Source organism: Rhodanobacter geophilus (assembly GCF_040812275.1).
GTDB classification, from domain to species: domain Bacteria; phylum Pseudomonadota; class Gammaproteobacteria; order Xanthomonadales; family Rhodanobacteraceae; genus Rhodanobacter_A; species Rhodanobacter_A geophilus.
This window is the reverse complement of sequence record NZ_JBFOHL010000006.1, coordinates 37,360-61,970: the sequence shown is the minus strand read 5'-3', so window position 1 is coordinate 61,970 and position 24,611 is coordinate 37,360. Positions and strand designations below refer to the sequence as shown.

Annotated in this window: 26 protein-coding genes; 16 read left to right on the top strand and 10 right to left on the bottom strand. The window is 69.1% G+C overall.

The genetic code is table 11. From position 1 onward, the window contains the following. The first annotated feature begins 66 nt into the window (after window positions 1-66). The 4 genes from ABQJ56_RS08055 to ABQJ56_RS08040 all read left to right on the top strand — a co-directional run bounded on the left by ABQJ56_RS08055 (window position 67) and on the right by ABQJ56_RS08040 (window position 4,607). Entirely contained in the window at window positions 67-1,008 is a 942-nt protein-coding gene (locus tag ABQJ56_RS08055) for an ABC transporter ATP-binding protein (RefSeq protein ID WP_367844486.1), read from the top strand. Continuing rightward, window positions 1,005-1,739, top strand: coding sequence for an ABC transporter permease subunit (locus ABQJ56_RS08050; protein ID WP_367844485.1), 735 nt, complete (start codon window positions 1,005-1,007; stop codon window positions 1,737-1,739). Before ABQJ56_RS08055 ends, ABQJ56_RS08050 begins: the two co-directional genes overlap by 4 nt. Further along, window positions 1,739-3,661 (top strand): GldG family protein, encoded by a 1,923-nt coding sequence (locus ABQJ56_RS08045; RefSeq protein ID WP_367844484.1) that lies wholly within the window; start codon window positions 1,739-1,741, stop codon window positions 3,659-3,661. The genes ABQJ56_RS08050 and ABQJ56_RS08045 overlap by 1 nt, the downstream gene beginning before the upstream one ends. Before the next feature lie 91 nt (window positions 3,662-3,752). Beyond that, window positions 3,753-4,607 (top strand): cytochrome c oxidase assembly protein, encoded by an 855-nt coding sequence (locus ABQJ56_RS08040; protein WP_367844483.1) that lies wholly within the window; start codon window positions 3,753-3,755, stop codon window positions 4,605-4,607. A 109-nt stretch (window positions 4,608-4,716) separates the two neighbouring features. Here ABQJ56_RS08040 and ABQJ56_RS08035 read toward each other — a convergent pair whose 3' ends face one another. Next, window positions 4,717-5,169: a copper chaperone PCu(A)C gene (locus ABQJ56_RS08035; protein WP_367844482.1), complete on the bottom strand. Its 453-nt coding sequence runs from the start codon at window positions 5,167-5,169 to the stop codon at window positions 4,717-4,719. Further along, complete coding sequence (locus tag ABQJ56_RS08030) at window positions 5,166-5,780, bottom strand: SCO family protein (protein WP_367844481.1); 615 nt, start codon at window positions 5,778-5,780, stop codon at window positions 5,166-5,168. The genes ABQJ56_RS08035 and ABQJ56_RS08030 overlap by 4 nt, the downstream gene beginning before the upstream one ends. A gap of 82 nt (window positions 5,781-5,862) precedes the next feature. On the opposite strand from ABQJ56_RS08030, the gene ABQJ56_RS08025 reads away from it, so the two are divergent. The 4 genes from ABQJ56_RS08025 (at window position 5,863) to ABQJ56_RS08010 (ending at window position 9,581) form a co-directional block, all read left to right on the top strand. Beyond that, window positions 5,863-6,240 carry a DUF423 domain-containing protein gene (locus ABQJ56_RS08025; RefSeq protein ID WP_367844634.1) on the top strand — a complete coding sequence of 126 codons (378 nt, stop codon included), beginning with the start codon at window positions 5,863-5,865 and terminating at the stop codon, window positions 6,238-6,240. Window positions 6,241-6,288: 48 nt separating this feature from the next. Further along, window positions 6,289-6,564: a hypothetical protein gene (locus tag ABQJ56_RS08020; protein WP_367844480.1), complete on the top strand. Its 276-nt coding sequence runs from the start codon at window positions 6,289-6,291 to the stop codon at window positions 6,562-6,564. 99 nt (window positions 6,565-6,663) lie between these two features. Next, window positions 6,664-7,845 (top strand): formate-dependent phosphoribosylglycinamide formyltransferase, encoded by a 1,182-nt coding sequence (gene purT / locus ABQJ56_RS08015; protein WP_367844479.1) that lies wholly within the window; start codon window positions 6,664-6,666, stop codon window positions 7,843-7,845. 224 nt (window positions 7,846-8,069) lie between these two features. After that, complete coding sequence (locus tag ABQJ56_RS08010) at window positions 8,070-9,581, top strand: FMN-binding glutamate synthase family protein (RefSeq protein ID WP_367844478.1); 1,512 nt, start codon at window positions 8,070-8,072, stop codon at window positions 9,579-9,581. A gap of 16 nt (window positions 9,582-9,597) precedes the next feature. On the opposite strand, the gene ABQJ56_RS08005 is transcribed toward ABQJ56_RS08010, so the two are convergent. The 5 genes from ABQJ56_RS08005 to ABQJ56_RS07985 all read right to left on the bottom strand — a co-directional run bounded on the left by ABQJ56_RS08005 (window position 9,598) and on the right by ABQJ56_RS07985 (window position 13,141). After that, entirely contained in the window at window positions 9,598-10,302 is a 705-nt protein-coding gene (locus ABQJ56_RS08005; protein WP_367844477.1) for an arginyltransferase, read from the bottom strand. Window positions 10,303-10,487: 185 nt separating this feature from the next. Further along, on the bottom strand, window positions 10,488-10,880 hold the full coding sequence (locus ABQJ56_RS08000) for a hypothetical protein (RefSeq protein WP_367844476.1): 393 nt from the start codon (window positions 10,878-10,880) through the stop codon (window positions 10,488-10,490). 16 nt (window positions 10,881-10,896) lie between these two features. Beyond that, window positions 10,897-11,763, bottom strand: a complete 867-nt coding sequence (locus tag ABQJ56_RS07995; RefSeq protein ID WP_367844475.1) for an acyl-CoA thioesterase — start codon at window positions 11,761-11,763, stop codon at window positions 10,897-10,899. A 403-nt stretch (window positions 11,764-12,166) separates the two neighbouring features. Next, entirely contained in the window at window positions 12,167-12,313 is a 147-nt protein-coding gene (locus tag ABQJ56_RS07990; protein ID WP_367844474.1) for a hypothetical protein, read from the bottom strand. A gap of 270 nt (window positions 12,314-12,583) precedes the next feature. Beyond that, the gene (locus tag ABQJ56_RS07985) at window positions 12,584-13,141 is read right to left on the bottom strand and encodes an N-acetylmuramoyl-L-alanine amidase (RefSeq protein WP_367844473.1); all 558 of its coding nucleotides are present in this window, start codon (window positions 13,139-13,141) and stop codon (window positions 12,584-12,586) included. 63 nt (window positions 13,142-13,204) lie between these two features. On the opposite strand from ABQJ56_RS07985, the gene ABQJ56_RS07980 reads away from it, so the two are divergent. The 3 genes from ABQJ56_RS07980 (at window position 13,205) to ABQJ56_RS07970 (ending at window position 16,348) form a co-directional block, all read left to right on the top strand. After that, window positions 13,205-13,723, top strand: coding sequence for an alpha/beta hydrolase (locus ABQJ56_RS07980; RefSeq protein WP_367844472.1), 519 nt, complete (start codon window positions 13,205-13,207; stop codon window positions 13,721-13,723). Next, complete coding sequence (rlmKL, locus tag ABQJ56_RS07975) at window positions 13,720-15,906, top strand: bifunctional 23S rRNA (guanine(2069)-N(7))-methyltransferase RlmK/23S rRNA (guanine(2445)-N(2))-methyltransferase RlmL (protein ID WP_367844471.1); 2,187 nt, start codon at window positions 13,720-13,722, stop codon at window positions 15,904-15,906. Before ABQJ56_RS07980 ends, rlmKL begins: the two co-directional genes overlap by 4 nt. A 64-nt stretch (window positions 15,907-15,970) precedes the next feature. Then, a complete protein-coding gene (locus ABQJ56_RS07970; RefSeq protein ID WP_367844470.1) occupies window positions 15,971-16,348 on the top strand; it encodes a hypothetical protein in 378 nt (125 codons plus the stop codon). A gap of 123 nt (window positions 16,349-16,471) precedes the next feature. On the opposite strand, the gene ABQJ56_RS07965 is transcribed toward ABQJ56_RS07970, so the two are convergent. Next, window positions 16,472-16,921, bottom strand: coding sequence for a DUF6491 family protein (locus ABQJ56_RS07965; RefSeq protein ID WP_367844469.1), 450 nt, complete (start codon window positions 16,919-16,921; stop codon window positions 16,472-16,474). Between the two features lie 151 nt (window positions 16,922-17,072). After that, the gene (locus ABQJ56_RS07960) at window positions 17,073-18,566 is read right to left on the bottom strand and encodes a S10 family peptidase (protein ID WP_437343406.1); all 1,494 of its coding nucleotides are present in this window, start codon (window positions 18,564-18,566) and stop codon (window positions 17,073-17,075) included. A 204-nt stretch (window positions 18,567-18,770) separates the two neighbouring features. Here ABQJ56_RS07960 and ABQJ56_RS07955 point away from each other — a divergent pair, with 204 nt between their 5' ends. From ABQJ56_RS07955 to ABQJ56_RS07935, 5 genes are all read left to right on the top strand, one after another. Then, window positions 18,771-19,583 (top strand): SAM-dependent methyltransferase, encoded by an 813-nt coding sequence (locus ABQJ56_RS07955; protein WP_367844467.1) that lies wholly within the window; start codon window positions 18,771-18,773, stop codon window positions 19,581-19,583. Window positions 19,584-19,637: 54 nt separating this feature from the next. Beyond that, a complete protein-coding gene (locus ABQJ56_RS07950; protein WP_367844466.1) occupies window positions 19,638-19,946 on the top strand; it encodes a hypothetical protein in 309 nt (102 codons plus the stop codon). Window positions 19,947-20,044: 98 nt separating this feature from the next. Continuing rightward, window positions 20,045-21,742 carry a sensor domain-containing diguanylate cyclase gene (locus tag ABQJ56_RS07945; RefSeq protein WP_367844465.1) on the top strand — a complete coding sequence of 566 codons (1,698 nt, stop codon included), beginning with the start codon at window positions 20,045-20,047 and terminating at the stop codon, window positions 21,740-21,742. Between the two features lie 263 nt (window positions 21,743-22,005). Continuing rightward, the gene (locus tag ABQJ56_RS07940) at window positions 22,006-22,311 is read left to right on the top strand and encodes a hypothetical protein (RefSeq protein WP_367844464.1); all 306 of its coding nucleotides are present in this window, start codon (window positions 22,006-22,008) and stop codon (window positions 22,309-22,311) included. 98 nt (window positions 22,312-22,409) lie between these two features. Continuing rightward, window positions 22,410-24,110 carry a GGDEF domain-containing protein gene (locus ABQJ56_RS07935; protein ID WP_367844463.1) on the top strand — a complete coding sequence of 567 codons (1,701 nt, stop codon included), beginning with the start codon at window positions 22,410-22,412 and terminating at the stop codon, window positions 24,108-24,110. Window positions 24,111-24,146: 36 nt separating this feature from the next. Here ABQJ56_RS07935 and ABQJ56_RS07930 read toward each other — a convergent pair whose 3' ends face one another. Further along, window positions 24,147-24,575 (bottom strand): FKBP-type peptidyl-prolyl cis-trans isomerase, encoded by a 429-nt coding sequence (locus ABQJ56_RS07930; RefSeq protein ID WP_367844462.1) that lies wholly within the window; start codon window positions 24,573-24,575, stop codon window positions 24,147-24,149. Window positions 24,576-24,611 lie beyond the last annotated feature (36 nt).

Here is a 24,611-nt window from a genome sequence, read left to right as displayed (position 1 = left end):
GTCGCGGCTGTGAACCATTCCGCGCCCTTGCGGTACATTGCAGATGATTTCACCGCCCGCCCATCCATGATCGAGACCGAACGACTCACCCGCCGCTACGGCCAGCTCACCGCGGTGGACGCGCTGAGCATCCGCGCCGAACCGGGCCAGGTGCTGGGCCTGCTGGGCCCCAACGGCGCGGGCAAGTCCACCGCGATGCGCATGATCGCGGGCTTCCTCGCGCCGAGCAGCGGCACCGCGCGGGTCTGCGGGCACGACGTGCAGCGCGCGCCGCTGGCCGCGCGCCGCGCGCTGGGTTACCTGCCCGAGGGCGCGCCCAGCTACGGCGAGATGACGGTGCGCGAGTTCCTGGTGTTCATCGCGCGCATGCGCAAGCTCACCGCGGAGATGGGGCGCCGCCGCTTCGACGAGGTGGTGGGCTGGCTGCAGCTGGAGGACGTGCTGGACACGGGCATCGACACGCTCTCCAAGGGCCTGCGCCGACGCGTGGGCCTGGCCCAGGCGATCCTGCACGACCCGCCGGTGCTGATGCTGGACGAGCCCACCGACGGCCTCGACCCCAACCAGAAGCACACGGTGCGCCAGTTGATCGACGCGATGGCGCGCGAGCGCACCATCCTGATCTCCACCCATCTGCTGGAGGAAGTGCATGCCCTGTGCAACCGCGTGGTGATCGTCGCGCGCGGCCGGCTGCTGGCCGACGCCACGCCGGCCGAGCTGGAGGCGCGTTCGCGCTACCACGGCGCGGTGTCGTTCAGCGCGCCGGGCAGCGGCGTCTCGCAGGAGATGCTGGGGCGGCTGCCGCAGGTGGCATCGATCGAGGTGGACCCGCTGGACGGCCGCATCACCGTGTTCCCCAAGCCGGGCGCGCGCATCCTGGAGCCGGTGGAACAGCTGCTGCGCGAGCAGGGGCTGGAGGTCTCCGAGATCCAGCTCGAGCGCGGGCGGCTGGACGAGGTGTTCCGCCAGATCACCACGGCGCAGGACGCGGCGGGGGCGAGCGCATGAGCCCGGTCAGCGCGGTGATGCGGCGCGAGCTGCGCAGCTTTTTCGTGACGCCGATGGCCTACGTGTTCCTGGTCATCTTCCTGGTGCTGGCAGGCATCCTCACGTTCTACACCGGCGACTTCTACGAACGCGGCCAGGCCGACCTGCAGCCGTTCTTCGTGGTGCATCCGTGGCTGTACCTGATCCTGGTGCCCGCGATCACCATGCGCATGTGGGCGGAAGAGGCCAAGGGCGGCACGCTGGAGCTGCTGCTGAGCCTGCCCCTGACGCTGTGGCAGGCGATGCTGGGCAAGTTCCTCGCCGCCTGGCTGTTCATCGGGCTGGCGCTGGCGCTGACCTTCCCGATCTGGCTCACCGTGAACTACCTCGGCGCGCCGGACAACGGCGTGATCTTCGCGAGCTACCTCGGCAGCTGGCTGATGGCCGGGAGCTTCGTGGCGATCGGCGCCTGCCTGTCCGCGCTCACCCGCAGCCAGGTGGTGGCCTTCGTGCTCACCGCCACGGTCTGCGTGCTGCTGATCCTGGCCGGGCAGCCGCAGGTGCTGGATTTCTTTTCCGGCGCGTTGCCGCGCAAGCTGATCAACGCGCTGGCCTACCTGAGCATGCTGCGCCACTTCGAGGCGATCGCGCGCGGCGTGCTGGACCTGCGCGACCTGGCCTACTTCGTGCTGAGCACGGCGGGCTGGCTGGTCGCCGGCGTGCTGCTGCTCGAACTGAAGCGGGTGCGCTGATGACTTCGCGCCTGCGCTTGCCGAGCGTGTTCACCAGGCCGCTGCACCTGGGGCGGCGGGCCGCGCTGTACGGCGCGCTGGTGCTGGTGGCGCTGGTCTTCGTGTCGCTGATCGTGTCGAGCGGGCATTGGCTGCGCACACGGCGCATCGATCTCACCGCCGACCGGCTGTACACGCTTTCGCCCGGCACCCTGCAGATCGTCGACCACCTGCAGCGGCCGCTGCGGCTCACGCTGTACTTCTCCGAGCACGCCACGCGCGACCTGCCCAAGCTGCGCAGCTACGAGCAGCGCGTGCGCGACATGCTGCAGGAGATCGCGGTCCGCTCGCACGGTCGCGTGCAGCTGCAGGTGATCGATCCGGTGCCGTACTCCGACGACGAGGCCAGCGCCGAGGGCGCTGGCCTCACCGCGGCCAACGGCGGCAGCAACGGCGAACGGGTGTTCTTCGGCCTCGCCGGTGGCGCGCCCCCGGGCGGTGCCGACAGCGAGGCGGCGGAAGGCGCGGCGCCCGAGCACGCGCTGGCGATCCCGTTCTTCGATCCGTCGCGCGAGCCGTTCCTCGAGTACGACATCGCCAAGCTGCTGTACGAGCTCAACCAGACCAGCAAGCCGCACATCGGCGTGATCAGCAGCCTGCCGGTGGAAGGCAATCCGGTGCTGGGCCAGCAGCCGTGGGTGGTGATGCAGCAGCTGGCCCAGCTGTTCGACGTGAAGACGATCGATGCGGGCCAGCTCAGGCAGGTCGGCGCGGACATCCGCGTGCTGCTGCTGATCCATCCCAGGCACCTGTCGGCGGACGCGCTGTACGCGATCGACCAGTACGTGCTGCGCGGCGGCCACCTGGTGGTGTTCGTCGATCCGGATGCGGAGCTGGACGACACGCCGGGCGATCCGTCCAGCGGCGCGCTGCCCGACCACGGTTCCGACCTGCCGCGGCTGTTCGCGGCGTGGGGCGTGCGCTACGACCCGCGCCAGGTGGTGCTGGATCGCTCGCACGCGCTGACCATCGAGCTGGGCGGCAACAACGTCAGCCATCCGGCGATGCTGTGGCTGGACAGCCAGTCGCTCAACCGCGACGACGTGGCCACCGCCAGCCTGCAGCGCATCGACCTGTCCAGCGCCGGCCATTTCGACCTCGCCCCGGACGCGGGCACCCGGCTGATCCCGCTGCTGCAGAGCAGCCCGGATGCCGAGGCGGTGCCGGTGCAGCGCGTGTTGCAGGCCAGCGAGAATCCGTCCCTGCTGCTGCAGGACTACCAGCCGGGCAACACCCGTTACGTGTTCGCCGCCCGCCTGCGCGGGACCTTCCCCAGCGCCTTCCCGGAGCGCGCGAAGCGGCCCGGGCACCTGGCCCGCTCCGCGCCCGGGGACGAGGTGGTGCTGGTCGCCGACACCGACCTGCTCAGCGACCGCCTGTGGGTGGAGCCGCAGACCATCCTCGGCCAGACCATGATGCGGCCGTTCGCCAACAACGGCGATTTCGTGGGCAACCTGGTGGACAACCTCAGCGGCTCCTCGGCGCTGTTGTCGATACGCGGCCGCTCCACCTCGCAGCGACCGTTCACCCGGGTGGAGGCGCTGCGCAACGTGGCCGACCAGAAGTTCCTGCAGAAGGAGCAGGAGCTGGAGCGCGAGCTGGCCGAGACCCGGCAGCGGCTGGAGGAGCTGCAGCCGGGCAAGGGCGGCGGCCACGCCGGCAGCGTCGGCACCGAGCAGCGGAGCGAGATCGAGCAGTTCCGCCAGCGCCAGCTGGCGATCAACAAGGAGCTGCGCGACGTGCAGCACCAGCTCAACGCCGAGATCGACGCGCTGGGCCTGCGCCTCAAGGTGATCAACATCGTGCTGGTGCCCGTGCTGGTGGCGCTGCTGGGCCTGCTGTACGGCTGGCGTCGCATGCGTCGCAACCGGCGGCGGCTGTGAGCGCGACCGCGAGGCGGGCGGCAATCCGCCGCAACGGCGCCGCCGCCGCGGAAGCTATGCTGGGCAGGACGTGGTGCGCGGATATGCCGGAGTGATGGCGACGCTGTCGAAATGGATCGTGCCGTGGGAGTTCTCGTGGGTATTCCTCGCGGGCTTCCTGCTGGCCTGCGTGCTGTACTGGCGCGGCAGCCGGCGCCTGCGCGTGGGCCGCGGGCGCCGTGCGGCGTTCTGGATCGGCATGGCGATCATCTGGCTCACGCTGCAGACCTACCTGGATTTCTACGCCGAGCACGAGTTCTTCGTGCATCGCCTGCAGCAACTGCTGCTGCACCACCTCGCGCCGCTGCTGATCTGCGCCACGTACCCCGCCGGTGTGCTGCGCGCCGGTCTGCCACGTCGCTGGCGGCTGCGCTGGTTGAAGCCGCTGCGCCGCTCGTGGCCGTGGCGCGTGGCGACTGGCGTGTTGTTCCAGCCGCTGGTGGCGTCGATCCTGTTCGTGTTCTTCGTGCTGATCTGGCTGGTGCCGTCCATGCAGACGCTGGCGATGCTGGACTGGCGCGTCTACCGCTTCATGAACTGGACGATGCTGCTCAGTGGTTTTGTCTACTGGTCGCTGATCCTCGACCATCGGCCGCATCCGCCGGGACGCATGGGCGCCGGCCTGCGCGTGCTGTCGCCGGGCATCACGATGGCGCCGCAGATCCTGGCCGGCGCGATCGTCACGTTCTCGCGCAGCGACCTCTATCCGATCTTCGAGATCTGCGGCCGTGCGTTCAGCTTCAACGTGCTCACCGGACAGATGATAGGCGGCGTGATCACCTGGGTGCCGGCGGCGCTGATCGAGTCCCTCGGCGGCCTGCTGGCGCTGCGCCAGTGGCTGCGCTTGTCGCGCAGCGGGCGCCTGCCGCGCAAGACATGGCAGGTGCGTACGGCGGCAACGCCGTAGCAGTCCTTGTGCGCGAAAGCGGGAAATGCGAAGGAGCGGATCGCGCGCCGGCGGGGCTTTCTCTCGCTTCTCACTCCTTCCCATCGCGCACGGAGTGGCTCCTGCAAGGCTAGCCCTGGTCTCCCGGCGCACTGGCCGGTCGCGCCTTGAAATCCACCGGCAGCGTGCCGCCATTGCCGAATCGCAGCACCACGCGCACCGTGTCGCCGGGCTGCACGGGATGCTTCGCGTCCATCAGCATCAGGTGGTAGCCGCCGGGCTGCAGCGCCTGCGTGCCGTGGGCGGGGATGGCCAGCGCGTCGACCATGGTCATGCGGCTCATGCCGCCCGCGCGCGAACTCTCGTGCAGCATCGCCTCGCCGTAGGCGGGGCTGCTGGCGCCGGTCAGCGAGATCGCCCGGTCGCCGTCGTTGCGCAGCACGACGTACGCGCCGGCCGGCAGGCCACCGGGCAGCACGCGGATCCAGGCGTGACTGGCGGTGACATGCACAGGGGCGCCGGCATGCGCGAGGCCGGCACAAAGCAGGCCGGCGAGCAGCAGGGCCAGGGCGGGACGGCTCATGCGGAAGCTCCCGCGCCAAGCAGCAGGCCGAGATCATGCACCAGGTCGCCCTGGGGCGTGCCGGGCGTGGAGAGCACCCGGGCGTGGCCGTCGCGGTCGAACACGTAGATCGCCGAGCTGTGGCTGACCTCGTAGTTGCCGTCCTTGCCGCCCGGTTCACGGGTGAACGAGGCGCGGTAGCGCTTGACGAGGGCCTCGATCGCGCGCGGGCTGCCGGTGAGGCCCACCGCGCGCTTGTCGAACGCGTTGACGTAGGCGTGCAGCACCGCCGGCGTGTCGCGCGAAGGATCGACGCTGACGAACAGGATGCGTGTGTCGTCGGCCTGCTTGCCCAGCTTCTGCAGCACCGCGTGCAACTGGGCCAGGGTCAGCGGGCAGACGTCGGGACAGTGCGTGTAGCCGAAGTACAGCAGCAGCACCTTGCCGCGATAGTCGCCGGCGTCCACCGCCTTGCCGTTGTCGTCGGTGAGCCGGAACTGCAGGTCGGGCATGTGCCCGCTGATGTTGGTGAGCTTGAACGGCAGTGCGTCGCGGTGGCAGCCACCGAGCAGCAGGGCGCCGGCCAGCGGCAACAGCAGCAGGGCGAGGCGCAGGAGACGCGGGAACTTCATGCGAGAATCCGTGGACTGCAACCGCCCAAGCATACGCCAGCGACTCCGCTGCGCGAGCGCCTGCACCGTGAGCCCGGCCATGCTGCGACAAACTGCCCGATCCCCCGCCGGCCTGCTCGTCGGCATCGCCGGAGCCAGCGCGGTATTGCTGGGCGCGTTCGGTGCGCACGCCTTGCGCGGCGTGCTCGATCCCGCCCATCGTGAGTTGTGGCGCACGGCCGTCGAATACCACGCGTGGCACGCGCTGGCGCTGGCGCTCGCGGTGGGACTCGGTGCCGGGCGCGCAGGGCGCTGCGCGGTTGCCGCGTTCGCGCTCGGCATCGTGCTGTTCAGCGGCAGCCTGTATGCGCTGGCCCTCGGTGCGCCGCGCTGGGTGGGCATCGCCACGCCATTCGGCGGCGTGGCCTTCGTGGTGGGCTGGATCGCACTGGGCATGTCGCTGCGCCGCCTCCGCGATTGAGCGCGGCGGTGTCATGCCCTTGCCATGCACGGCGCGCACCATGGTGGCATGGATGCCGCCGCCCGCAAACGCGCAGACGCCTGGCGCAAGGCCATGGGCCTGTTTGCCGCCTGCGTGCTGCTGGTACTCATATCGGTAGATGGCTTGCGCGACCATCTGTCGTCGCCCATGGAGCCGTCGCTCGCCGGGCCCGCGTATGACGCGCTGGTGCGTCGCGTCGAGGGCGGCCGCGAGTTGCTGCGGGTGACGAACGCACAGAGCGGTTCGGTGCGCCTCTACGACGCGCACAACGGACGCCTGCTGTCCGTCGCCGCAGCCGACTGACCGTGCACGGTCCACGTCGATGCGGAAAAATCCGGCGAAGACGCTGAGGCTGCGTCGGTCCGCCTACAATGTGCTCCCGCCCAACGACGGAGCACACCCATGAAACCCTTCGGCACGCCCCATTCCGACCATGCCGTGCGCGTGCTGCTGCTGGGTTCCGGCGAACTGGGCAAGGAACTGGCGATCGAACTGCAGCGCTACGCGGTGGAGGTGATCGCGGTAGACCGCTACGCCGACGCGCCGGCGATGCAGGTGGCGCACCGCAGCCACGTGATCGACATGCTGGACGGCGCCGCGCTGCGCCGGACGATCGAGGCCGAGCATCCCGACCTGGTGGTGCCGGAGATCGAGGCGATCCACACGCCCACCCTGGTGGAGATGGAGCGCGAGGGCCTGCACGTGATCCCCACCGCGCGCGCCGCGTGGCTGACGATGGACCGCGAAGGCATCCGCCGGCTGGCCGCGCAGGAGCTGGAGTTGCCCACCTCGCCGTACCGCTTCTGCGACAACGAGGGCGACTACCGCCGCGCGGTGGCCGACATCGGCTATCCGTTCGTGATCAAGCCGGTGATGAGTTCCTCGGGCAAGGGCCAGAGCATCGTGCGCGCCGAATCCGGACTGCAGCATGCCTGGGACTACGCGCAGTCCGGCGGCCGCGCGGGACACGGGCGGGTGATCGTGGAGGGCTTCGTCGACTTCGACTACGAGATCACCCTGCTCACCGTGCGCCACAAGGACGGCACCAGCTTCTGCGCGCCGATCGGCCATCGCCAGGAAGACGGCGACTACCGCGAGTCGTGGCAGCCGCAGCCGATGAGCGACAAGGCGCTGGCCGAGGCACAGCGCCAGGCCGCGGCGGTGTCGAACGCGCTGGGCGGCTGGGGCGTGTTCGGCATGGAGTTCTTCGTCAAGGGCGACAGCGTGATCTTCTCCGAGGTGAGCCCGCGCCCGCACGACACCGGGCTGGTCACGCTGATCTCGCAGGACCTGTCGGAGTTCGCGCTGCACGCGCGGGCGATCCTCGGCCTGCCGATCCCCGCGATCCGCCAGTTCGGCCCCTCGGCCTCGTGCGCGGTGCTGGTGGAAGGCGAGGGCCGCGCGCCGCGCTACCACGGCGTGGCCGCGGCACTGGCCGAGCCGGATACCCAACTGCGCCTGTTCGGCAAGCCCGAGGTGAAGGGGCGCCGGCGCATGGCGGTGACGCTGGCGCGCGATGCGGATATCGAGGCGGCGCGCGCGAAGGCCGTGCGCGCGGCGGCGCAGTTGCGCGTGGAACTGTGACGATTTCCCGCTCTCCTCCTTGGGGAGAGGGTCGGGGCGAGGGGCCGCGCTGGCAAAGTCGTCCTGATCGGAGCGCGCTTCGATCCGTGGAGTAGCAAGCCCGGCCTCTCGCTTCGATCCACCTTCAGTTGTGGAAGTGGAAGGAGGGCGCGTTTCGACTTCGCCCGCCATGCGAGCTACGCTGAACGCGCACGGTATGTCCTCGCAACGCACGGGAGTCGCACATGCAATCGACGGGTTTTGCGCACTGGCTGGTGGTGCTGGTGGAGACGTTCGCGGCACTGTTCGTGCTGTTGCTGGCGGTGGCCGTGGTGGTGATCGCGGCGGTGTGGGTGGTGGACCGCAACCAGGCCTCCAACGCGGTGCTGCGCAATTTCCCGGTGATCGGCCACTTCCGCTACGGCTTCCTGCGCCTGGGCGAGTTCTTCCGCCAGTACCTGTTCTCCAGCGACCGCGAGGAGCTGCCGTTCAACCGCGCCCAGCGCGTGTGGGTGTACCGCGCGGCGAAGAACGCGGAGAACACCAACGCCTTCGGCTCCACCCGCGACCTGCGCGGCGAAGGCGTGCCGTTCTTCGTCAATGCGGCCTTCCCGTCGCTGGGCGACCACCACGTGGAGCCGCAGCCGGTGCGCATCGGCCCTTATGCGCGCGAGCCCTACGACCATGCTGCGTTCTTCAACATCTCGGCGATGAGCTTCGGCGCGCTGGGCGCGCCTGCGGTGCGCGCGTTGTCACGCGGCGCGGCGAAGGCCGGCATCTGGATGGACACCGGCGAAGGCGGGCTGGCGCCGTACCACCTCGAAGGCGGCTGCGACATCGTGTTCGAGATCGGCACCGCCAAGTACGGCGTGCGCACGCCCGACGGCAGGCTCGACGACGGCAAGCTCACGGCGATCTGCGCCCATCCGCAGGTGAAGATGGTCAGCATCAAGCTCGGCCAGGGCGCCAAGCCCGGCATGGGCGGCCTGCTGCCGGCGGCCAAGGTGACGCCGGAGATCGCCGAGATCCGCGGCATTCCGGCAGGACAGGACTCGCAGAGCCCGAACCGGCACCTGGACATCGGCAACGTGTCGCAACTGCTGGACGCCATCCGCCACATCCGCGAACTCACCGGCAAGCCCACCGGATTCAAGGCGGTGTTCGGCGACATGCGCATGATCGAGGAACTGTGCGACGAGGTGCGCCAGCGCGGCATCGAGAGCGCGCCGGATTTCATCATCGTGGACGGCTCCGAAGGCGGCACCGGCGCCGCGCCGCAGACCCTGATGGAAGGCGTGGGCCTGCCGCTGCACGAGGCGCTGCCGGCACTCATCGACACGCTGATCGTCAAGGACCTGCGCGAGCGCGTCAAGGTGATCTGCTCCGGCAAGCGCATTACCGCCTACGACGTGGCCTGGGCCCTGTCGATGGGCGCCGACTTCGTGAACTCCGCGCGAGGTTTCATGCTGGCGCTGGGTTGCATCCAGTCGCTGCAGTGCAACCGCAACACCTGTCCCACCGGCATCACCACGCAGGACCCGAGGCTGCAGCGCGGCCTGGTGGTCACCGACAAGAGCGAGAAGGTGGCGAACTACGCGCGCAACGTGATGCATGAAGTGGGCATCATCGCCCACAGCTGTGGCGTGGACGATCCGCGCCAGCTCGACCGCACGCATTGCCGCGTGGTCGGCGACGACGGCATCTCGGTACCGCTGGTGAAGCTGTTTCCGTATCCGTCCGGGCACAAGGTGGCGTGAGCCGGACCGGACGCCCTCAGGGCATCGCCTGCCAGCCCTCGGCCGTGCGCAGCTGCAGCGGCCGGAAGCGCCGCTTGTAGTCCATCTTCGGGTGACCATCGATCCAGAAGCCCAGATAGACCCACGGCAGGTTGCGGCGGCGCGCCAGTTCCACCTGCTGCAGGATGGCGTAGGTGCCGAGGCCGCGCGCGTCTTCGTCGGGATCGTAGAAGGTGTAGACCGCCGACAGGCCGCTGCGGCAGATGTCGGTGACCGCCACGCCGAGCAGGCGCCCGTGCAGGCGGAATTCCAGGAACACGGTGGGGCTCCATGGCGCGGTGAGGAAGCGGCGGAAGTCGCTGGCGTCGGCCTCGTCCATGCCCCCGCCGGGGTGGCGCTGGCGCAGGTAGCGCTCGTACAGCGCGTGGCGCTCGGCGTTGTAGCCGGCCTGGCATTCGATCACCGCGAGGTCGGCATTGCGCTTGAGGCAGCGCCGCTGCGAGCGGTCGGGTTCGAAGTGCAGCGCGTCGATGCGGCAGGGCTTGCAGGCGCGGCACTCCGGGCAGTGCGGGAAGTACAGGTGGCCACCGGCGCGGCGGAAGCCGCGTTCCAGCGCCGGCCCGTACAGCCGGTCCAGTTGCGGCGCGGCCGGATCGAGCACCAGGTTCTGCGCCGTGCGCTCGGCGTAGTAGCCGCAGGTGTGCGGCAGGGTCTGGAACAGCCGGACGTGTTCGGAGCGCATGCCCCGATTCTAGGCGGCCGCAGGGGGACTGCAAGCGGGCGCAAGATGTTGTGGTCGCCGCGGGCATGACGCCGCGGAGGGGTGGTGGACCTGTTCGTTCACATTCGCGTGGTGATGGGCATCATCGTGCTGGGCTGACGTACGGGCCGGGAAGCGCAGGCCGGCGCACGCCCGGGCGGTGGCGGCTACAGGATGCCGAGATAGCGCAGCGTCATCATCGCGATGATGCCCAGTATGGCCAGCATCATGATGCGCCGCACACGCGTCAACGTGCTCTGGCGCCGTGCCTGCGGCGAGGGATTGCGCACCGCGGCCAGATCCTGGCCGTGCCGCACCACCGGCTCGATGCCAAGCTCGCGCAGCAGGGCGCGGGCGCGGGTGTAGTCGTCGGCGCGGGCGATCCACACCTGTTCCCAGCTGCTGCGGTCGGTGTCCGGCTCGCGGTAGCTGAAGCGGCGGTGGCCCGGCTTGCGCCAGTTGGATCGGTTCTCCACCGTGGCCTCGATGCCGTGCTCGGCCATCAGGGCGACCACACGGTCGATGTTCTCGGGGCGGGGCGAGGTGTAGATCTGGCGCATGTCGGAATTCCGGGTTTCAGCTGCCGCGCAGGCGGATCAGGCCTTCCTGCGCGGTGGAGGCCACCAGCCGGCCGGCGCGGTCGAAGATCTGCCCGCGCGCCAGGCCGCGGCCGCCCTGGGCGGTGGGGCTGTCGAAGGAGTACAGCAGCCATTCGTCCACGCGGAACGAACGATGGAACCACAGCGCATGGTCGAGGCTGGCCATCTGCACGTTGTGGGTGAGGTAGGAGATGCCGTGCGGCAGCGTGGCGGTGCCGATCAGGTGGAAGTCCGAGGCGTAGGCGAGCAGCGCGCGGTGCAGGATCGCCGAATCGCCGATCGGCGCGGCGAGGCGGAACCAGATGTGCTGGATCGGCGGCCGCTTCACCGGGTGCATCTCGTCGCGCGGCCACACCAGGCGGAACTCGAACGGGCCGTCGATGCCCAGCCAGCGCTGCAGCTTCACCGGCAGCTTGGCCAGCTCGTCGGGCGGCAGCGGCCGCATCGGCTCCACGTCTTCCGGCGCGGGCACTTCCGGCATCGCGGTCTGGTGCTCGAAGCCCTTTTCCGGCACCTGGAACGAGATCGAGCCGTTCAGGATAGGCTGGCCGTGCTGGATCGCCAGCACGCGCCGCGAGGAGAACGTACCGCCGTCGCGGGCGCGCTCCACGCTGTACACGATCGGCGCGTCGATGTCGCCGGCGCGCAGGAAGTAGGCGTGCAGCGAATGCGCCTCGCGCGAGGGATCGACGGTCTGCTGCGCCGCCGACAGCGCCTGGCCCAGCACTTGGCCGCCGAACACGAAGCGCGTGCCGATGTCGCGGCTCTGGCCGCGGAACAGGTTGTCCTCCAGCCGTTCGAGCTGCAGCAGTTCGACCAGTTCGTTGACGTGCTCTTCGCGCATGGCGGGTCCTTGGCGGGGTTTGCCAGTATACCGGGGCGCCCGCCGGGACCGCCCCAGGCGGGCATGGCTGGCCCCTCGTCCTCGAACGCCGGCATGACGCCTGCGGGCGCGGGCGCGGCCAGGAAATCGCGGGCCTCGACGCTGCCGGCTTCGGCCAGCGCCGCCAGCTTCGCCGCGTCGCGACCGCAGGCCACCGGCCCGAAACCGCGGCGACACAGTTCGTCCAGCACGAAGGGGCCGGTGTGGCCGTGGGCGCCGCATACCGCGATGCGGGAAGAGGATGTCGGCATCCTGCGGCGCCTCGTCGAAGCGCGGTGGCCGGAGCAAGCCGGCCGGCCGGGAAGCGATGCCGGCAGCCCGCCGGCATCGCATGGGACAGGTGGATGGCGGGGGACTGCCCCGCTCACGATTGCGCAGCTGCCGCCTCGCGCAGCTTCTGCGCGCATTCCTCGCAGCAGACCTCGACGGTGCGGCCGCCGATGGTCACCTCGATGGCGTTGCCGTCGAGCGGGTAGTCGCAGGCGGCGCAGGTGGCTTCTTTCGCTTGCATGGTGGTGCTCCGGTGATGCCCGCGATCGGGCAGGCACAGGAGACCACCGGCCGCCGGCGGCGGCTGTCAGGATCTTTAGCTCTTCGCGCCGCCCGGGGGGCAGCGTGGCCTGGCGCCAGTTCGAGCAGCAGCGCTTGCGCATTCCTCGGCGCTGCGGTGGCGGCACTCGCCGCGGCAGTGCACGTCGTGTGCCGCGGCCGTGGTCGACTGCAGCAGCGACTGGACAGTGAACTCGGGCATGGCGCGGGCCGGGCGGGAGGCCGCCGCAGTCTAGCGCAGCCGTTCCAGTCCGCTGGCGGGGACGATGGCATCCCACGGGAACAGCGGGCCGGGGTCGAGCTTGCGCGGCACCTGCTTCGCCGGGTCGTCGCTGGCCGGCACGCGCGCGGTGTCCAGATCCTCGTGGCCGGCGATCCGGCGCAGGCCGGGGAACTCTCCACGCAGCTGCGCGAGCAGGGCGAGCAGGGCGTCGATCTGCACGGCGGGGTAGGGCTCGGTCATGGTCTGGCGGCGCGAGTCGAACCACTCGGGGTAGCGGCCGGTGTTCACCAGTTCGATGCCGATGGAGTCGGCGTTCTGCCCACGCACATGGTGGGCGACACGGGTGCCAGGCACAAAGCGGTACGCCGCGCCGTCGCGGTCGATGTAGTAGTGGCCGCTGTTGCCGGCGCCGTTGTCGTACAGCACCTTCTCGCCGTATGCGCGCGCCATCGCGAGGTCGGGCAGTTCGGTGCAGTGGATCACCACCAGGGTCACCGCGGCGGCGGGGCGCTCGGGCAGTTTCGCCACGTAGGGCAGGGGCTGGTCGTGGATGGCGAGTGTCGGCATGCGCCAAGTCTCGCATGGCGGCCGGTTATCATGAGTGCCCTGCAGCCTGTACCGGAGACCGCCATGCGCGGCCAGATCATCCTTTCGCACGGTTCGGATTCCGGTCCGGGCGCCACCAAGATCAGCGCGCTGGCGACCCGGGCCGAAGCGTTGGGCTGGCGCACGCAGCGGCCGGATTTCCGCGCACACGACGGCCATGGCCATGCCGCCGCGGTGGCGCCGCGCGTGGTGCAGCTGTGCGAAGCCATCGCCGCCTGCGAGGCGCCGCCGGTGCTGGTCGGGTCCAGCATGGGCGCGTTCGCCTCGGCGCTGGCCTCGCTGGAAATGCCGGTGGCGGCGCTGTTCCTGCTGGCCACGCCGCCGGCGATCCCCGCCTGCGCGCAGGCGCTGGACCTTCGTGCCGGCGTGCCCACGCTGCTGGTCCACGGCTGGCGCGACGAGCTGTGCCCGGTGGACGGCGTGCGGGATTTCGCCGCGCGTCGCCGGCTGCCGCTGCTGCTGCTGGACGACGACCACCGCCTGCTGGCCAGCATGGACATGATCGCCGCGCAGTTCGGCGTCCTGCTGGGAGCGCTGGCATGAGCCACTGGTTCGCCACCTGCCCCAAGGGCCTGGAATACCTGCTGCGCGACGAGTTGGCCGCCTTGGGTGCGCAGGAGGCGCGCGAGGCGCTGGCCGGCGTGCATTTCGAAGGCCCGCTGGAAACCGCCTACCGCGCCTGCCTGTGGTCGCGCCTCGCCAGCCGCATCCTGCTGCCGCTGGCCGAGTTCGACGCGGCGACCGACGATGCCTTGTACGCCGGCGTGCAGGCCATCGACTGGTCGCGGCATCTCGCCGCGCACGCCACGCTGGCGGTGGATGCGCACACCTCGCTGAGCAAGCTCACCCACAGCCAGTTCATCGCGCAGCGGGTGAAGGACGCGGTGGTCGACCAGTTCCGCCAGCGGGACGGCACCCGGCCCGGCGTGGATACCGACGAACCGGACGTGCGCCTCAACCTGCGCCTGAAGCGCGACCGCGCCACGCTGTCGCTGGACCTCGCCGGCAGCCCGCTGCACCGGCGCGGTTGGCGCGAAGTACAGGGCGAGGCGCCGCTGAAGGAGAACCTTGCGGCCGCCATGCTGCTGCGCGCGCGCTGGCCGGAGGTCCATGCGGCGGGTGGCGCCCTGCTCGATCCGATGTGTGGTTCCGGCACCCTGCTGATCGAGGCCGCGCTGATGGCGGCCGACGTGGCACCCGGCTGGCGCCGCGACTACTACGGCTTCCTCGGCTGGCAGCAACACGACATCGCGCTGTGGCGTGGTCTGCTCGACGAGGCGCGGCAGCGCGCCGAGACGGGGCTCAAGGCGTTGCGCAGCGGCTTCTTCGGCAGCGATGCCGACCCGCGCATGGTGCAGACCGCCAAGCGCAACGCACAGGAAGCGGGCGTGGCCGGTTTCATCACGCTGGAGAAGCGCGACGTGATGCATGCCGCGCCGCCGGCGGGCGAGGAGCGTGGCCTGGTCATCACCAATCCGCCGTACGGCGAACGCCTGGGCGAACGGGCAGAGATGCCCGCGCTTTACCACGCACTGGGCGAGCGCCTGCGCACGCAATTCCATGGCTGGCGCGCGGCCGTGCTGGCGGGCGACGCCGAGCTGGGCCGCGCGCTGGGCCTGCATGCGGAGAAGAAGTACGCGCTGTACAACGGTGCGCTGGAAACCCAGCTGCTCACGTTCGAGATCCGTCCGCGCGACGAGGCGCCGCGCGAGCCGAAGCCGCTCTCCGCCGGCGCGCAGATGCTGAAGAACCGGCTGGAGAAGAATCTGCGCCACCTGCGCAAGCGGCTCGCGCGCGAAGGCATCCACTGCTGGCGCGCCTACGACCAGGACCTGCCCGAATACGCCGCCGCCATCGACGTCTACGCGCGCGACGGCGGCGACGCCTGGCTGCACGTGCAGGAATACCGCGCGCCGGCCGAGGTGCCCGCCGAGACCGCGCGCATCCGCCTGCGTGAACTTTCGCGCGTGGCCGGCGAGGTGTTCGCGGTGCCGCGCGAGCGCATCGCGCTCAAGACCCGCGAACGCGGCAAGGGCGGCTCCAAGTACGGCCAGTTCGACCAGCGCGGGGAGTTCGTCGAGGTGGCGGAAGGCGGGCTGAAGTTCCTGGTGAACCTCACCGACTACCTCGACACCGGCCTGTTCCTCGACCACCGCCTGGTGCGCGCGAAGCTGCGCGAGCTGGCCGCGGGCCGGCGCTTCCTCAACCTGTTCGCCTACACCGCCACCGCCAGCGTGTACGCGGCGGCCGGCGGCGCGCGCGACACCACCAGCGTGGACCTGTCCGCGACGTATCTCGACTGGGCCTCCGGCAACCTCGCGCTGAACGGCTTCACCGGCGCGAAGCACCGGCTGATGCAGGCCGACGCCCTGGCCTTCCTGCGCCAGGACCGCGCGCATTACGGCCTGATCTACGTCGACCCGCCCACCTTCTCCAATTCCAAGCGCGCCGACGACTTCGACGTGCAGCGCGACCACGTGGCGCTGCTGGAAGCCTGCGGCGAGCGGCTGGTGAACGATGGCGTGATCGTGTTCTCCAACAATTTCCGCCGCTTCAAGCTGGACGAGGCCGCGCTGGCTGAACGTTTCGACATCGAGGACTGGGGCGCGGCCAGCATCCCGTTCGACTTCGCCCGTCGCGCCGATATCCACGGCTGCTGGCTGCTGCGTCATCGCCAGGCTGAAGCGGTGTTCAATCCGTGGAGCGAGGCGCGTCCGAAAAGTTGAACTCTTCAGTTCGGATTAAGCACCAAGGGCTGAGCATCACACCCGCAGAAACGGAGGTTTTTTTATGTCCAAGCGCAATGTCGGCAAGTTGATGGCGATCGGTCTGGCCGTGGCCGCTGCAGGTGCGATGCCGCTGAGCGCTTCCGCGCACGGCTGGGGTCATGGCGGCTACCACGGCGGCTACTACCATGGCGGTTACTATCATCACGGTGGTTACTGGAGTGGTGGTCGCTGGATCGCCGGGGCGGTAGTCACCGGCGCCGTGGCCGGGCTGGTGGCGGGCGCGCTGGCGCCCCCGGCGCCGGTCTATTACGCGCCGGCGCCGACGGTGGTGTATACGCAGCCGGGTACGGTGGTTTACCAGAGCGCGCCTTACGTGGTGCCTCAAGGCACGGTGGTCTACAGCACCCCGCCGACGCGTTACATCGGCCCGGCCAACTGACCGCTGGCGGGTGTGCAGCGTCGCAAAGAGCCCGGCATCTCGCCGGGCTCTTTTTATGTCGGGACACGGGCTCGCGGCTTCGGCATCCGGCCTTCGCCGCGGGGCTGGATGGCGGGGCGGGGCTCAGGGTTTGCCGGGCTGGTTCGCCCCGCTGCCGCTGCGGCCGGCATGCGCACTGAGCTTGTCGAACTCGGCCTTGTCGATCTTGCGCACCGACTGGATCGGGCAACGTGGAGGCTGGGTCGAGCGTACCGATTCGCCTGCTTCGCCACAGATGCTGAACGGGGCCACCGCCCTGTTCGCTTCGTTGGGCTGGAACCGCAGGGTGGGCGGTCCGTAGCTCAGTTGCGGGCAGGCTGCCTGCAGCTTCACCAGGAAGCGGTTGGGGCCATTGCGCACGGTGAGCGTGCGTGGATTCACGACATGCCACTCGTTGATGCGGTCGGTGCGCAGACAGTCGGCGACCGGACGCAAGGGAGCATAGGCGGGGGCTTTCGGCTTCGTCTGGGCGGATGCGGCGCTTGCGGCGACCGCCAGCGAGAGCGCGAGCAGACCGGTCAGGGCGGATTTCATGGGAACACCTCATCGGCGGACGTGATCGACCGCGATGGTGCGTCTTGGCGAGGCCGTGCGCAATCATGGGCCGGCCGGGTGGCGCGGGAGGTGACGGAAAAGCAGCCCGCTCCCCCGGTCCTCCCCCGCGAGCGGGGGAGGGGAGAAGGACTCAATGCACGCCGTACAGCGCCTTGACGTCGCGCAGCAGGTCGGCCTGGCTGGATGGGCGGGCGTAGAACATGTGGCCGCCGGGGTATTCCTTCACCTGCACGCGGGCGGGGTCGCCCATTGCCGGCATCTGGTCGACGATCAGCACCGAGGCCATGAACGGGCAGGAGAGGTCGTCCCAGCCGTGGGCGATCAGCACGCGCAGGCCGGGGTCGTTCGCCACCGCCTCGCGCAACTGCTTCACCGAGCCCAGGTTCGCGTCCTCGTCGTCGTGCCACAGCCGTCCCACCTCGTAGCTGAGCGCGTTGTAGCGGCCGTCGTACTTCCAGCCCACGGTCCGGGTGACGAAGTTCACCATCGCGGTGGTGGTGGGCGCGATGATGCCGTTGAGGATGGGGTCGCCAGAGCGCTGGTGCGGCGCATAGGGGAACGGATCCCAGGCGGTGACGTTGGAGTCGTAGCGGCTGCCCAGCTTGCCTTCGGCGCGGTACACCTCGCGCAGGTAGGCCTGGGTTTCCAGCCGGCCGCCGGAGCGCTGCACGAACAGCGGATCGAGGCCGGTCAGCGAGGCGACCTTCCGGATCATCGCCTCGGTGGCGGCCGGATTGCTGCGGCCTTCCATCAGCGTGGTGGCGTAGGTGGTGCGGGTGTAGTCGATGATGGGCTGCATCGCCTCGGCCGTGAGCTTGTGCCCGCGTTCGAGGTGGGCGGCGGCGATCGAGGGCAGGGTGAGCATCCACGGCAGCGGCGACACGTTTTCGTCGTCCGATGCGGCCGGGTCGAGGTAGGGCGACAGCAGCACCACGCCGTTCATCGCCACGCCGAGCCGGGTCTGCAGGTAGTCGGTGATGCGCGGGCCGCGGAAGCCGCCGTAGCTCTCGCCCACCAGGTACTTGCGCGACTCCATGCGGCCGTTCTTCACCAGCCAGTCGTAGACGATGCGCGAGAGGTACTGGATGTCGCTGTCGGTGCTGTAGAAATCCTTGGTGGCCTGCTTGTCGTCCACCAGCGCGCGGCTGAAGCCGGTGCCCACCGGGTCGATGAACACCAGGTCGGTGAAGCCCAGCCAGGTGCCGGGGTTGTCGTGCAGCACGGCCGGGTCGGACGGGTTGTCGCCCTCCACGCCGAAGTTCACCTTCTTCGGGCCGATCGCGCCGAGGTTGAGGTAGACCGACGAGGCGCCGGGGCCGCCGTTCACCGCAAAGGTCACTGGGCGGTCCTTGCCGGGCATGGTGTAGGCGGTGAACATCACCTGCGCGATCACCTTGCCCTTCTCGTCGCGCACCGGCAGCGAGCCCACGGTGGCGGTGTATTTCAGCGTGCGGCCGTCCACCTTGGCGGACTGGGCGACGTGCGCGTCGGCGGGGAAGGGCGGCAGGTGGAAGCCGTCGCTGGCGCCCGGCGCCTCTGCCGCGGCAGGCGGTTTGGTGTCGGCAGCCAGCGCCGAGTGGTGGAATCCGGCCAGCAGCAGGGCTGCCAGCAAGCTCGTCTGCAGCGGCTTGCGCACGGGGCTATCCTCGCGGGGGCAAAGCCCCAAGCCTAGCGAGCCGCGGCGGCGCGCAACCGTGCCTTTAGGCATGGATTGGCACGGCGCGTGCATCGGGCGATCGGTGGCGCGGCGGGAGTTTGGTTCATCGAACGCTGGTGCCGCCCGGACTTGCCCTATCATCGCGCGATGCCATCAGCCAACCTGCCATCCTTGCACGACACCCGCCGCGGCAGCCTGAGCTGTGTGGGCCTGGGCATGACCCTGGGCTCCCACCTCACGCCGCTGGCGCGCAGCCATATCGAGCAGGCGGACGTGGTGTTCGCGGCGCTTTCCGACCCCATCGCGGAAGAATGGCTGAAGCGCATGCACCCGGACGTGCGCAGCCTGCAGCCCCATTACGCCGAGGGCAAGCCGCGCATGAAGACCTACCGCGAATGGGTGGCACGGATGATGGCCGATCTGCGCGCCGGCAAGCGCGTCTGCGGCGTGTTCTACGGCCACCCCGGCATCTTCGCCTGGTCGCCGCACAAGGTGATCGAGCAGGCGCGCGCGGAAGGTTACGAGGCGCACATGGAGCCGGGCATCTCGGCCGAGGATTGCCTGTACGCCGACCTGGGCTTCGACCCTGGCCGCTACGGCTGCCAGCACTTCGAGGCCAGCCAGCTGCTGTACTGCGAGCGGCGCATCGATACCGCGGGCTACCTGGTGCTGTGGCAGGTGGGAGTGGTCGGCAACCGCTCCGTGGGCCGTTTCGAGACCGGGCCGGCCTACCGCGCCTTGCTGGTGGAGCGGCTGGAGCAGGACTACCCGCCGGGCCACGAAGTCATCGTCTATCGCGGAGCCACCCTGCCCATCGAGCGCGCACGCATCCAGCGCATCACCCTGCGCGAGTTGGCCGGAGCGCCGTTGACCGCGGAGGAAACCGTGGTGTTGCCGCCGGCCGTGACCTTGCAACCGAACCGTGCGATGCTTGATCGGCTGCAGGCGCTGGATTTGAGGGGACAGGAAGCCACGGCGGCCTGAGACGGGACGGTGCGGCACGTCGGTGCCGACCGAACATGGGGTTGGGGGAACAACATGACCGATACGATCGAGTTGCTGGAAGCCATCGGCAGCGATGCGTCGCTGCGTTACGCGCCGGCCGACGAGCTGAAAGGTGTGCTGGAGCAGGCGAAGGCGAGCGTCGGATTGTCGATGGCGGCGGAGTCGGGCGATGGTGCGCCGTTGCGTTATGAACTGGGGCTTCAGCGGATATCGGAAACACCCCAGATGAATGCGCCGGGCCACGGGGACGAAGAGGAAGAAGAGGCCGACGTTCCTCTGCCGGAGCCATTCAAGCCGGATCGCTCGCCGACCCTTCCCGCCAAGCAAGCCCTCTCGTCCTGAGGGGAAGCGGGTATAGCGGTATGTCCCGTTGGACGAGCAGCCTGCGACTATGGACCATCTTGAGGGGTCTGGCCGGCTGTCTGTGCTGGCAGGCCGGCTTGGCAACCACGCTCCCCGCCAATCCGGATGCCTACCTCCAGCAGACCCAAGCTATCGCAACCACGGATCACCCGCGCTTCTTGCAGCAACTGGCGTTGCTCAATCAGGAAGCTTCCCGGTTGACATCCGACCAGATGTGGCACCTACGGTACTCGAACGCGTGGGAGGCCATGTATGAGAGCGATTACGCGAAGTCGGAGGCGCTATTCCAGGACATCATCCAGCACTCCGGCAATTCGATCCTGGCCGACCGTGCTTCCGCCATGCTGCTCAGCCAGCTAGGGATCACCAAGCATTACACAGAGGCGTTTGAGCTGGCCAATCGCCTCGCGGCACGCTTACCGCAGGTCACGGATGCGAAGGTTCGTTTGCCAATGCTGTTGAACCTGTCGGTATCACTGGGTCTGGCTGGGCAGACTGATTTGGCCGTGCACTACGCGCGCGTGGCAATGGCTGTCGTTCCTGCCGGCGATAGTTCGTGCTACCCCGCTGCAGCTCTGGTCGAGGCCCTCTTCAACGGTCATCGGCTCAAGTCCGATAGCCCGGAGTTACAACAGGCATTTGCTGCCTGCCCCGCGGCTAGGGAACCCGTGTTCAACGTGAACCTGTGGCTCACGCTCGCCGACCTGTACGTGCAGGAGGGGCAGCCGCGCAAAGCACTTGCCCTGCTCGACCGGATTGCGCCTGAGCTCGATGTCAACGGCTATGTTCCCTACAAGCTGGAGGCATTGGTGAACAGGGCGAAGGCGCTGGCTGCAATGGGCAATGACGATGCCGCCCGGAAGACAGCTTTGGCGGCCGTTGCCGCAAGGCCACCGGACGATGACGGCAGGTGGTTGAAAGACACTTACGAAGTGCTTTACCGCATCGAGAAGAAGCAAGGCCGTGCCGCCGCTGCGCTTGGCTACTACGAAAAATACGCCGCACTGGACAAGGCCTACCTCGACGACGTCAACGCGCGCGCGACGGCCTACCAGACGGTGCAGCAACACGTGCTGGCGCAGAAACTGGAGACGGAGAACCTGAGCCGGCAGAACACGCTGCTGCGCATGCGGCAGACGCTGGACGCCAAGACGGCCGAAACCAACCGGCTGTACCTCGCCCTGCTGCTGATGGCGCTGGCCTCCGCCGTGTTCTGGATGTTCCGGCTCAAGCGCTCGCAACTGCGCTTCAAGAAACTGTCCCACCTCGATGGCCTGACCGCGATCTTCAACCGCCAGCACTTCATGGGCGAAGTGGAGCGCACGCTGCGCCTGCTGGAGAAGCGGGCCGGGGCGGCCTGCCTGGTCTTCATCGACCTGGACCACTTCAAGCGGATCAACGACACCCACGGCCACGCCATGGGCGACGAGGTGCTGCGCCAGGTGGTGGTGGTGGGCAAGCAGCAACTGCGTCCGGTTGACTTGTTCGGGCGGCTGGGCGGCGAGGAGTTCGGCATCCTGCTGGTGGGCTGCGCGCACGAGCAGGGCATGGCCATCGCCGACCGCATCCGCCACGCGGTCGAGGCGGCGATGGTGGAGTGCGAGGGCGCCGTCATCGCGATCTCCGCCAGCGTGGGCCTGGCTTGCACCGGCACCTGCGGCCACGACCTGCGGCGCCTGTGCCGCGAGGCCGACGCCGCGCTGTACCGGGCGAAGCGTGGCGGTCGCAATCGCGTGATGGCCGGTGCCGAGGACGGCGATCTGGCCCGGGCGTGATGCACGCCGACCTCGCTTGCAACGTCACGATCCGCATCGCCCAACCGGTGGCCGCGTCTCCGGCGCATCGCCCATGCGCGAGCCGGTCGTGGTGCAGATGACCGCCGAGGGGGCCGTCTGCCGCCGGCCGTGACCTTGCGACCGCGCCATGCCATGCTGGAGCGGCTGCAGGAACCGGACGCGGCGGCACGGGCTGATGCGATGGCATGAAACGGAGGCGGTACGCTGGTGCCGGCGGGAACTGAGGGAGACAGGGGAACAGCATGGCCGACACGATCGAGTTGCTGGAAGCTATCGGCAGCGATGCTTCGCTGCGTTACGCTCAAGCCGATCAGCTGGAGGCCGCGCTGGAACAGGCGCAGGCGAGCGCCGAACTCACGGCGGCGGCGGCACGAGGAGATGGCACGCCGCTGCGCAAAGAGCTGAAGTTCCAGCAGGCGACGCAGGTGCAGCAGACACACGCCCCGGGGCATGAGGGTGACGACGAGGACGAATGCGATCCTCCCAAGCCGGAGCGTCGCCCGCCCGACAGGTCACCGTCGCATCCGCCCGCCAAGAAGCCCGATTAATCCGAAGCCTGGCGGACGGCAGCATGCCTCGGCGGTCGAACAGTCTGGGACGATGGGGTGCAGGTGCGATCCTCGCAGCCTGCCTGTGCCTGCAGGCGGTGCGTGCCACCACCGCCATCGCCGATCCGGACGCCCTGCTCAAGCAGACCTGGGATCTGCAGGTCACGGATCACCCGCGCTCCCTGCAATTGCTGGCCCAGCTCAATCAGCACGCCGCAAGCCTGACGGCAGACCAGCAATGGCGCCTGCGCCTTCTCGACGCGTGGGAGGCCGAATATGAAAGCGACTATGACAGATCGGAGGCGCTGTTCAAGGATATCGCCTTGCACTCCGGCAATCCGCAGTTGGCGGATCGCGCTTCCGCCATGCTCCTGGGCCAGTACGGAATTACCCGGCATTACATCGAGGCGTTCGATTTGGCGGGCCGACTTGCGGCACGATTGCCGCAAGTCGCAGATGTCAAGGTTCGCTACGCGCTGTTGCTGAATCTGTCGCAAGCGATGGGGTTGGCTGGCCAGACCGACCTGGCTGTGCGCTATGCGCACATGGCAATGGCAGCCGATTCCGCGACGGACAGCCGATGTTACGCCGCCGCCATCCTGGTCGATGCGCTCTGGAATGGCCACAGGCTCAAGCCTGACAGCCCGGAGTTGCAGCAGGCGTTCGAGGCTTGCCCGGCAGCCACGGAGCCGCTCTACAGCACGGGCATCGCCGTCGCCCTGGCCGACGTGTATGCGCATGGGGGGCAGCCGCACAAGGCGCTGGCCCTGCTCGACCAGCTCCAGCCGCGCGTGGATGCCTCGGGCTATGTCTCCAACAAGCTGACCATGCTGGAGGCCCGGGCGTGGGCGCTGGCCGCCTTGGGGGAGGATGGTTCCGCGCGGAAAGCGGCGCTTGGCATCATCGCGGCGGGGCCGTCGAGTGATTTCGACCTGTGGCTGAAAGACGCCTACGAAGTGCTCTACCGCATCGAGAAAAAGCAGGGCAATGCCGCCGCCGCACTCGACTATCACGAGAAGTTCGCCGTGCTGGACAAGGCCTACCTCGACGATGCCCACGCGCGTGCGCTGGCCTACGAGACGGTGCAGCAGCATGTGCTGGCGCAGAAGCTGGAGACGGAACAGCTGAGCCGGCAGAACGCCATGCTGCGCATGCGGCAAACGCTGGACGCCAAGACGGTGGAAACCAACCGCTTGTATCTTGCATTGCTGCTGATGGCGCTGGTCTTCGCGGTGTTCTGGATGCTCCGGCTCAAGCGCTCGCAACTGCGCTTCAAGAAGCTGTCCCATCTCGATGGCCTCACCGCCATCTACAACCGCCAGCACTTCATGGGCGAGGCGGAGCGCGTGTTGCATCAGCTGGAGCGGCACAAGGGCATGGCCTGCCTGGCCTTCATCGATCTCGACCACTTCAAGTGGATCAACGACACCCATGGCCATGCCATGGGCGACGACGTGCTGCGCCATGTCGTGGCTATCTGCCGCCAGCATCTGCGCCCCGCCGACCTGTTCGGCCGCCTGGGCGGCGAGGAGTTCGGCATCCTGCTTGCCGAGTGTTCGCGCGAGCAGGGCAGCGCGATCGCCGAACGCATCCGGCAGGCGGTCGAGGCGACCCGGGTGGAGAGTGACGACCTCACGGTCGAGGTATCCATCAGCGTCGGCCTTTCCAGCACCGATGCCGCCGGCCACGGCCTGCAGCGGCTGTGCAAGGAGGCTGACGGCGCGCTCTACCGGGCCAAGCGCAGCGGACGCAATCGCGTGGCAGCCGACGCCGTGGATGACATCGCCGTCAAGGCTTGAGGCATCCCCAGGGCAGCGGCACGCGAAGAGGCGTGCTCAGTGCACCCCGACCAGCTCCACGTCGAACACCAGGGTGGCGTCCGGTGGAACGGCGTCGCCGGCGCCGCGGCCGCCGTAGGCGAGCCGTGCCGGGATGACCAGGGTGCGCCTGCCGCCGACGTGCATGCCGCGGATGCCCTGGTCCCAGCCGGCGATCACCTCGCCCGAGCCCAGCGTGAAGCTGATCGGCTCGCCGCTGTCCAGCGAGCTGTCGAACTCCTGGCCGCGATGGTCCTTCGCGTTGACGTCGTACAGCCAGCCGGTGTAGTTCACCTGCACCACGTCGCCGTCGCGCGCCATCGTGCCGCTGCCGATCACGTGGTCGACCTTCTGCAGCTGGGTGACATTGTCGGCCGCCCGCGTCGCCGGCGCGGCCATGAAGGCGCCCAGCAGGATGGCGGCAAACGCGACGGCGAGACGGCGCATCGGTGGATTCCCGGCAACGAGGTGCGCGCAGTCTAG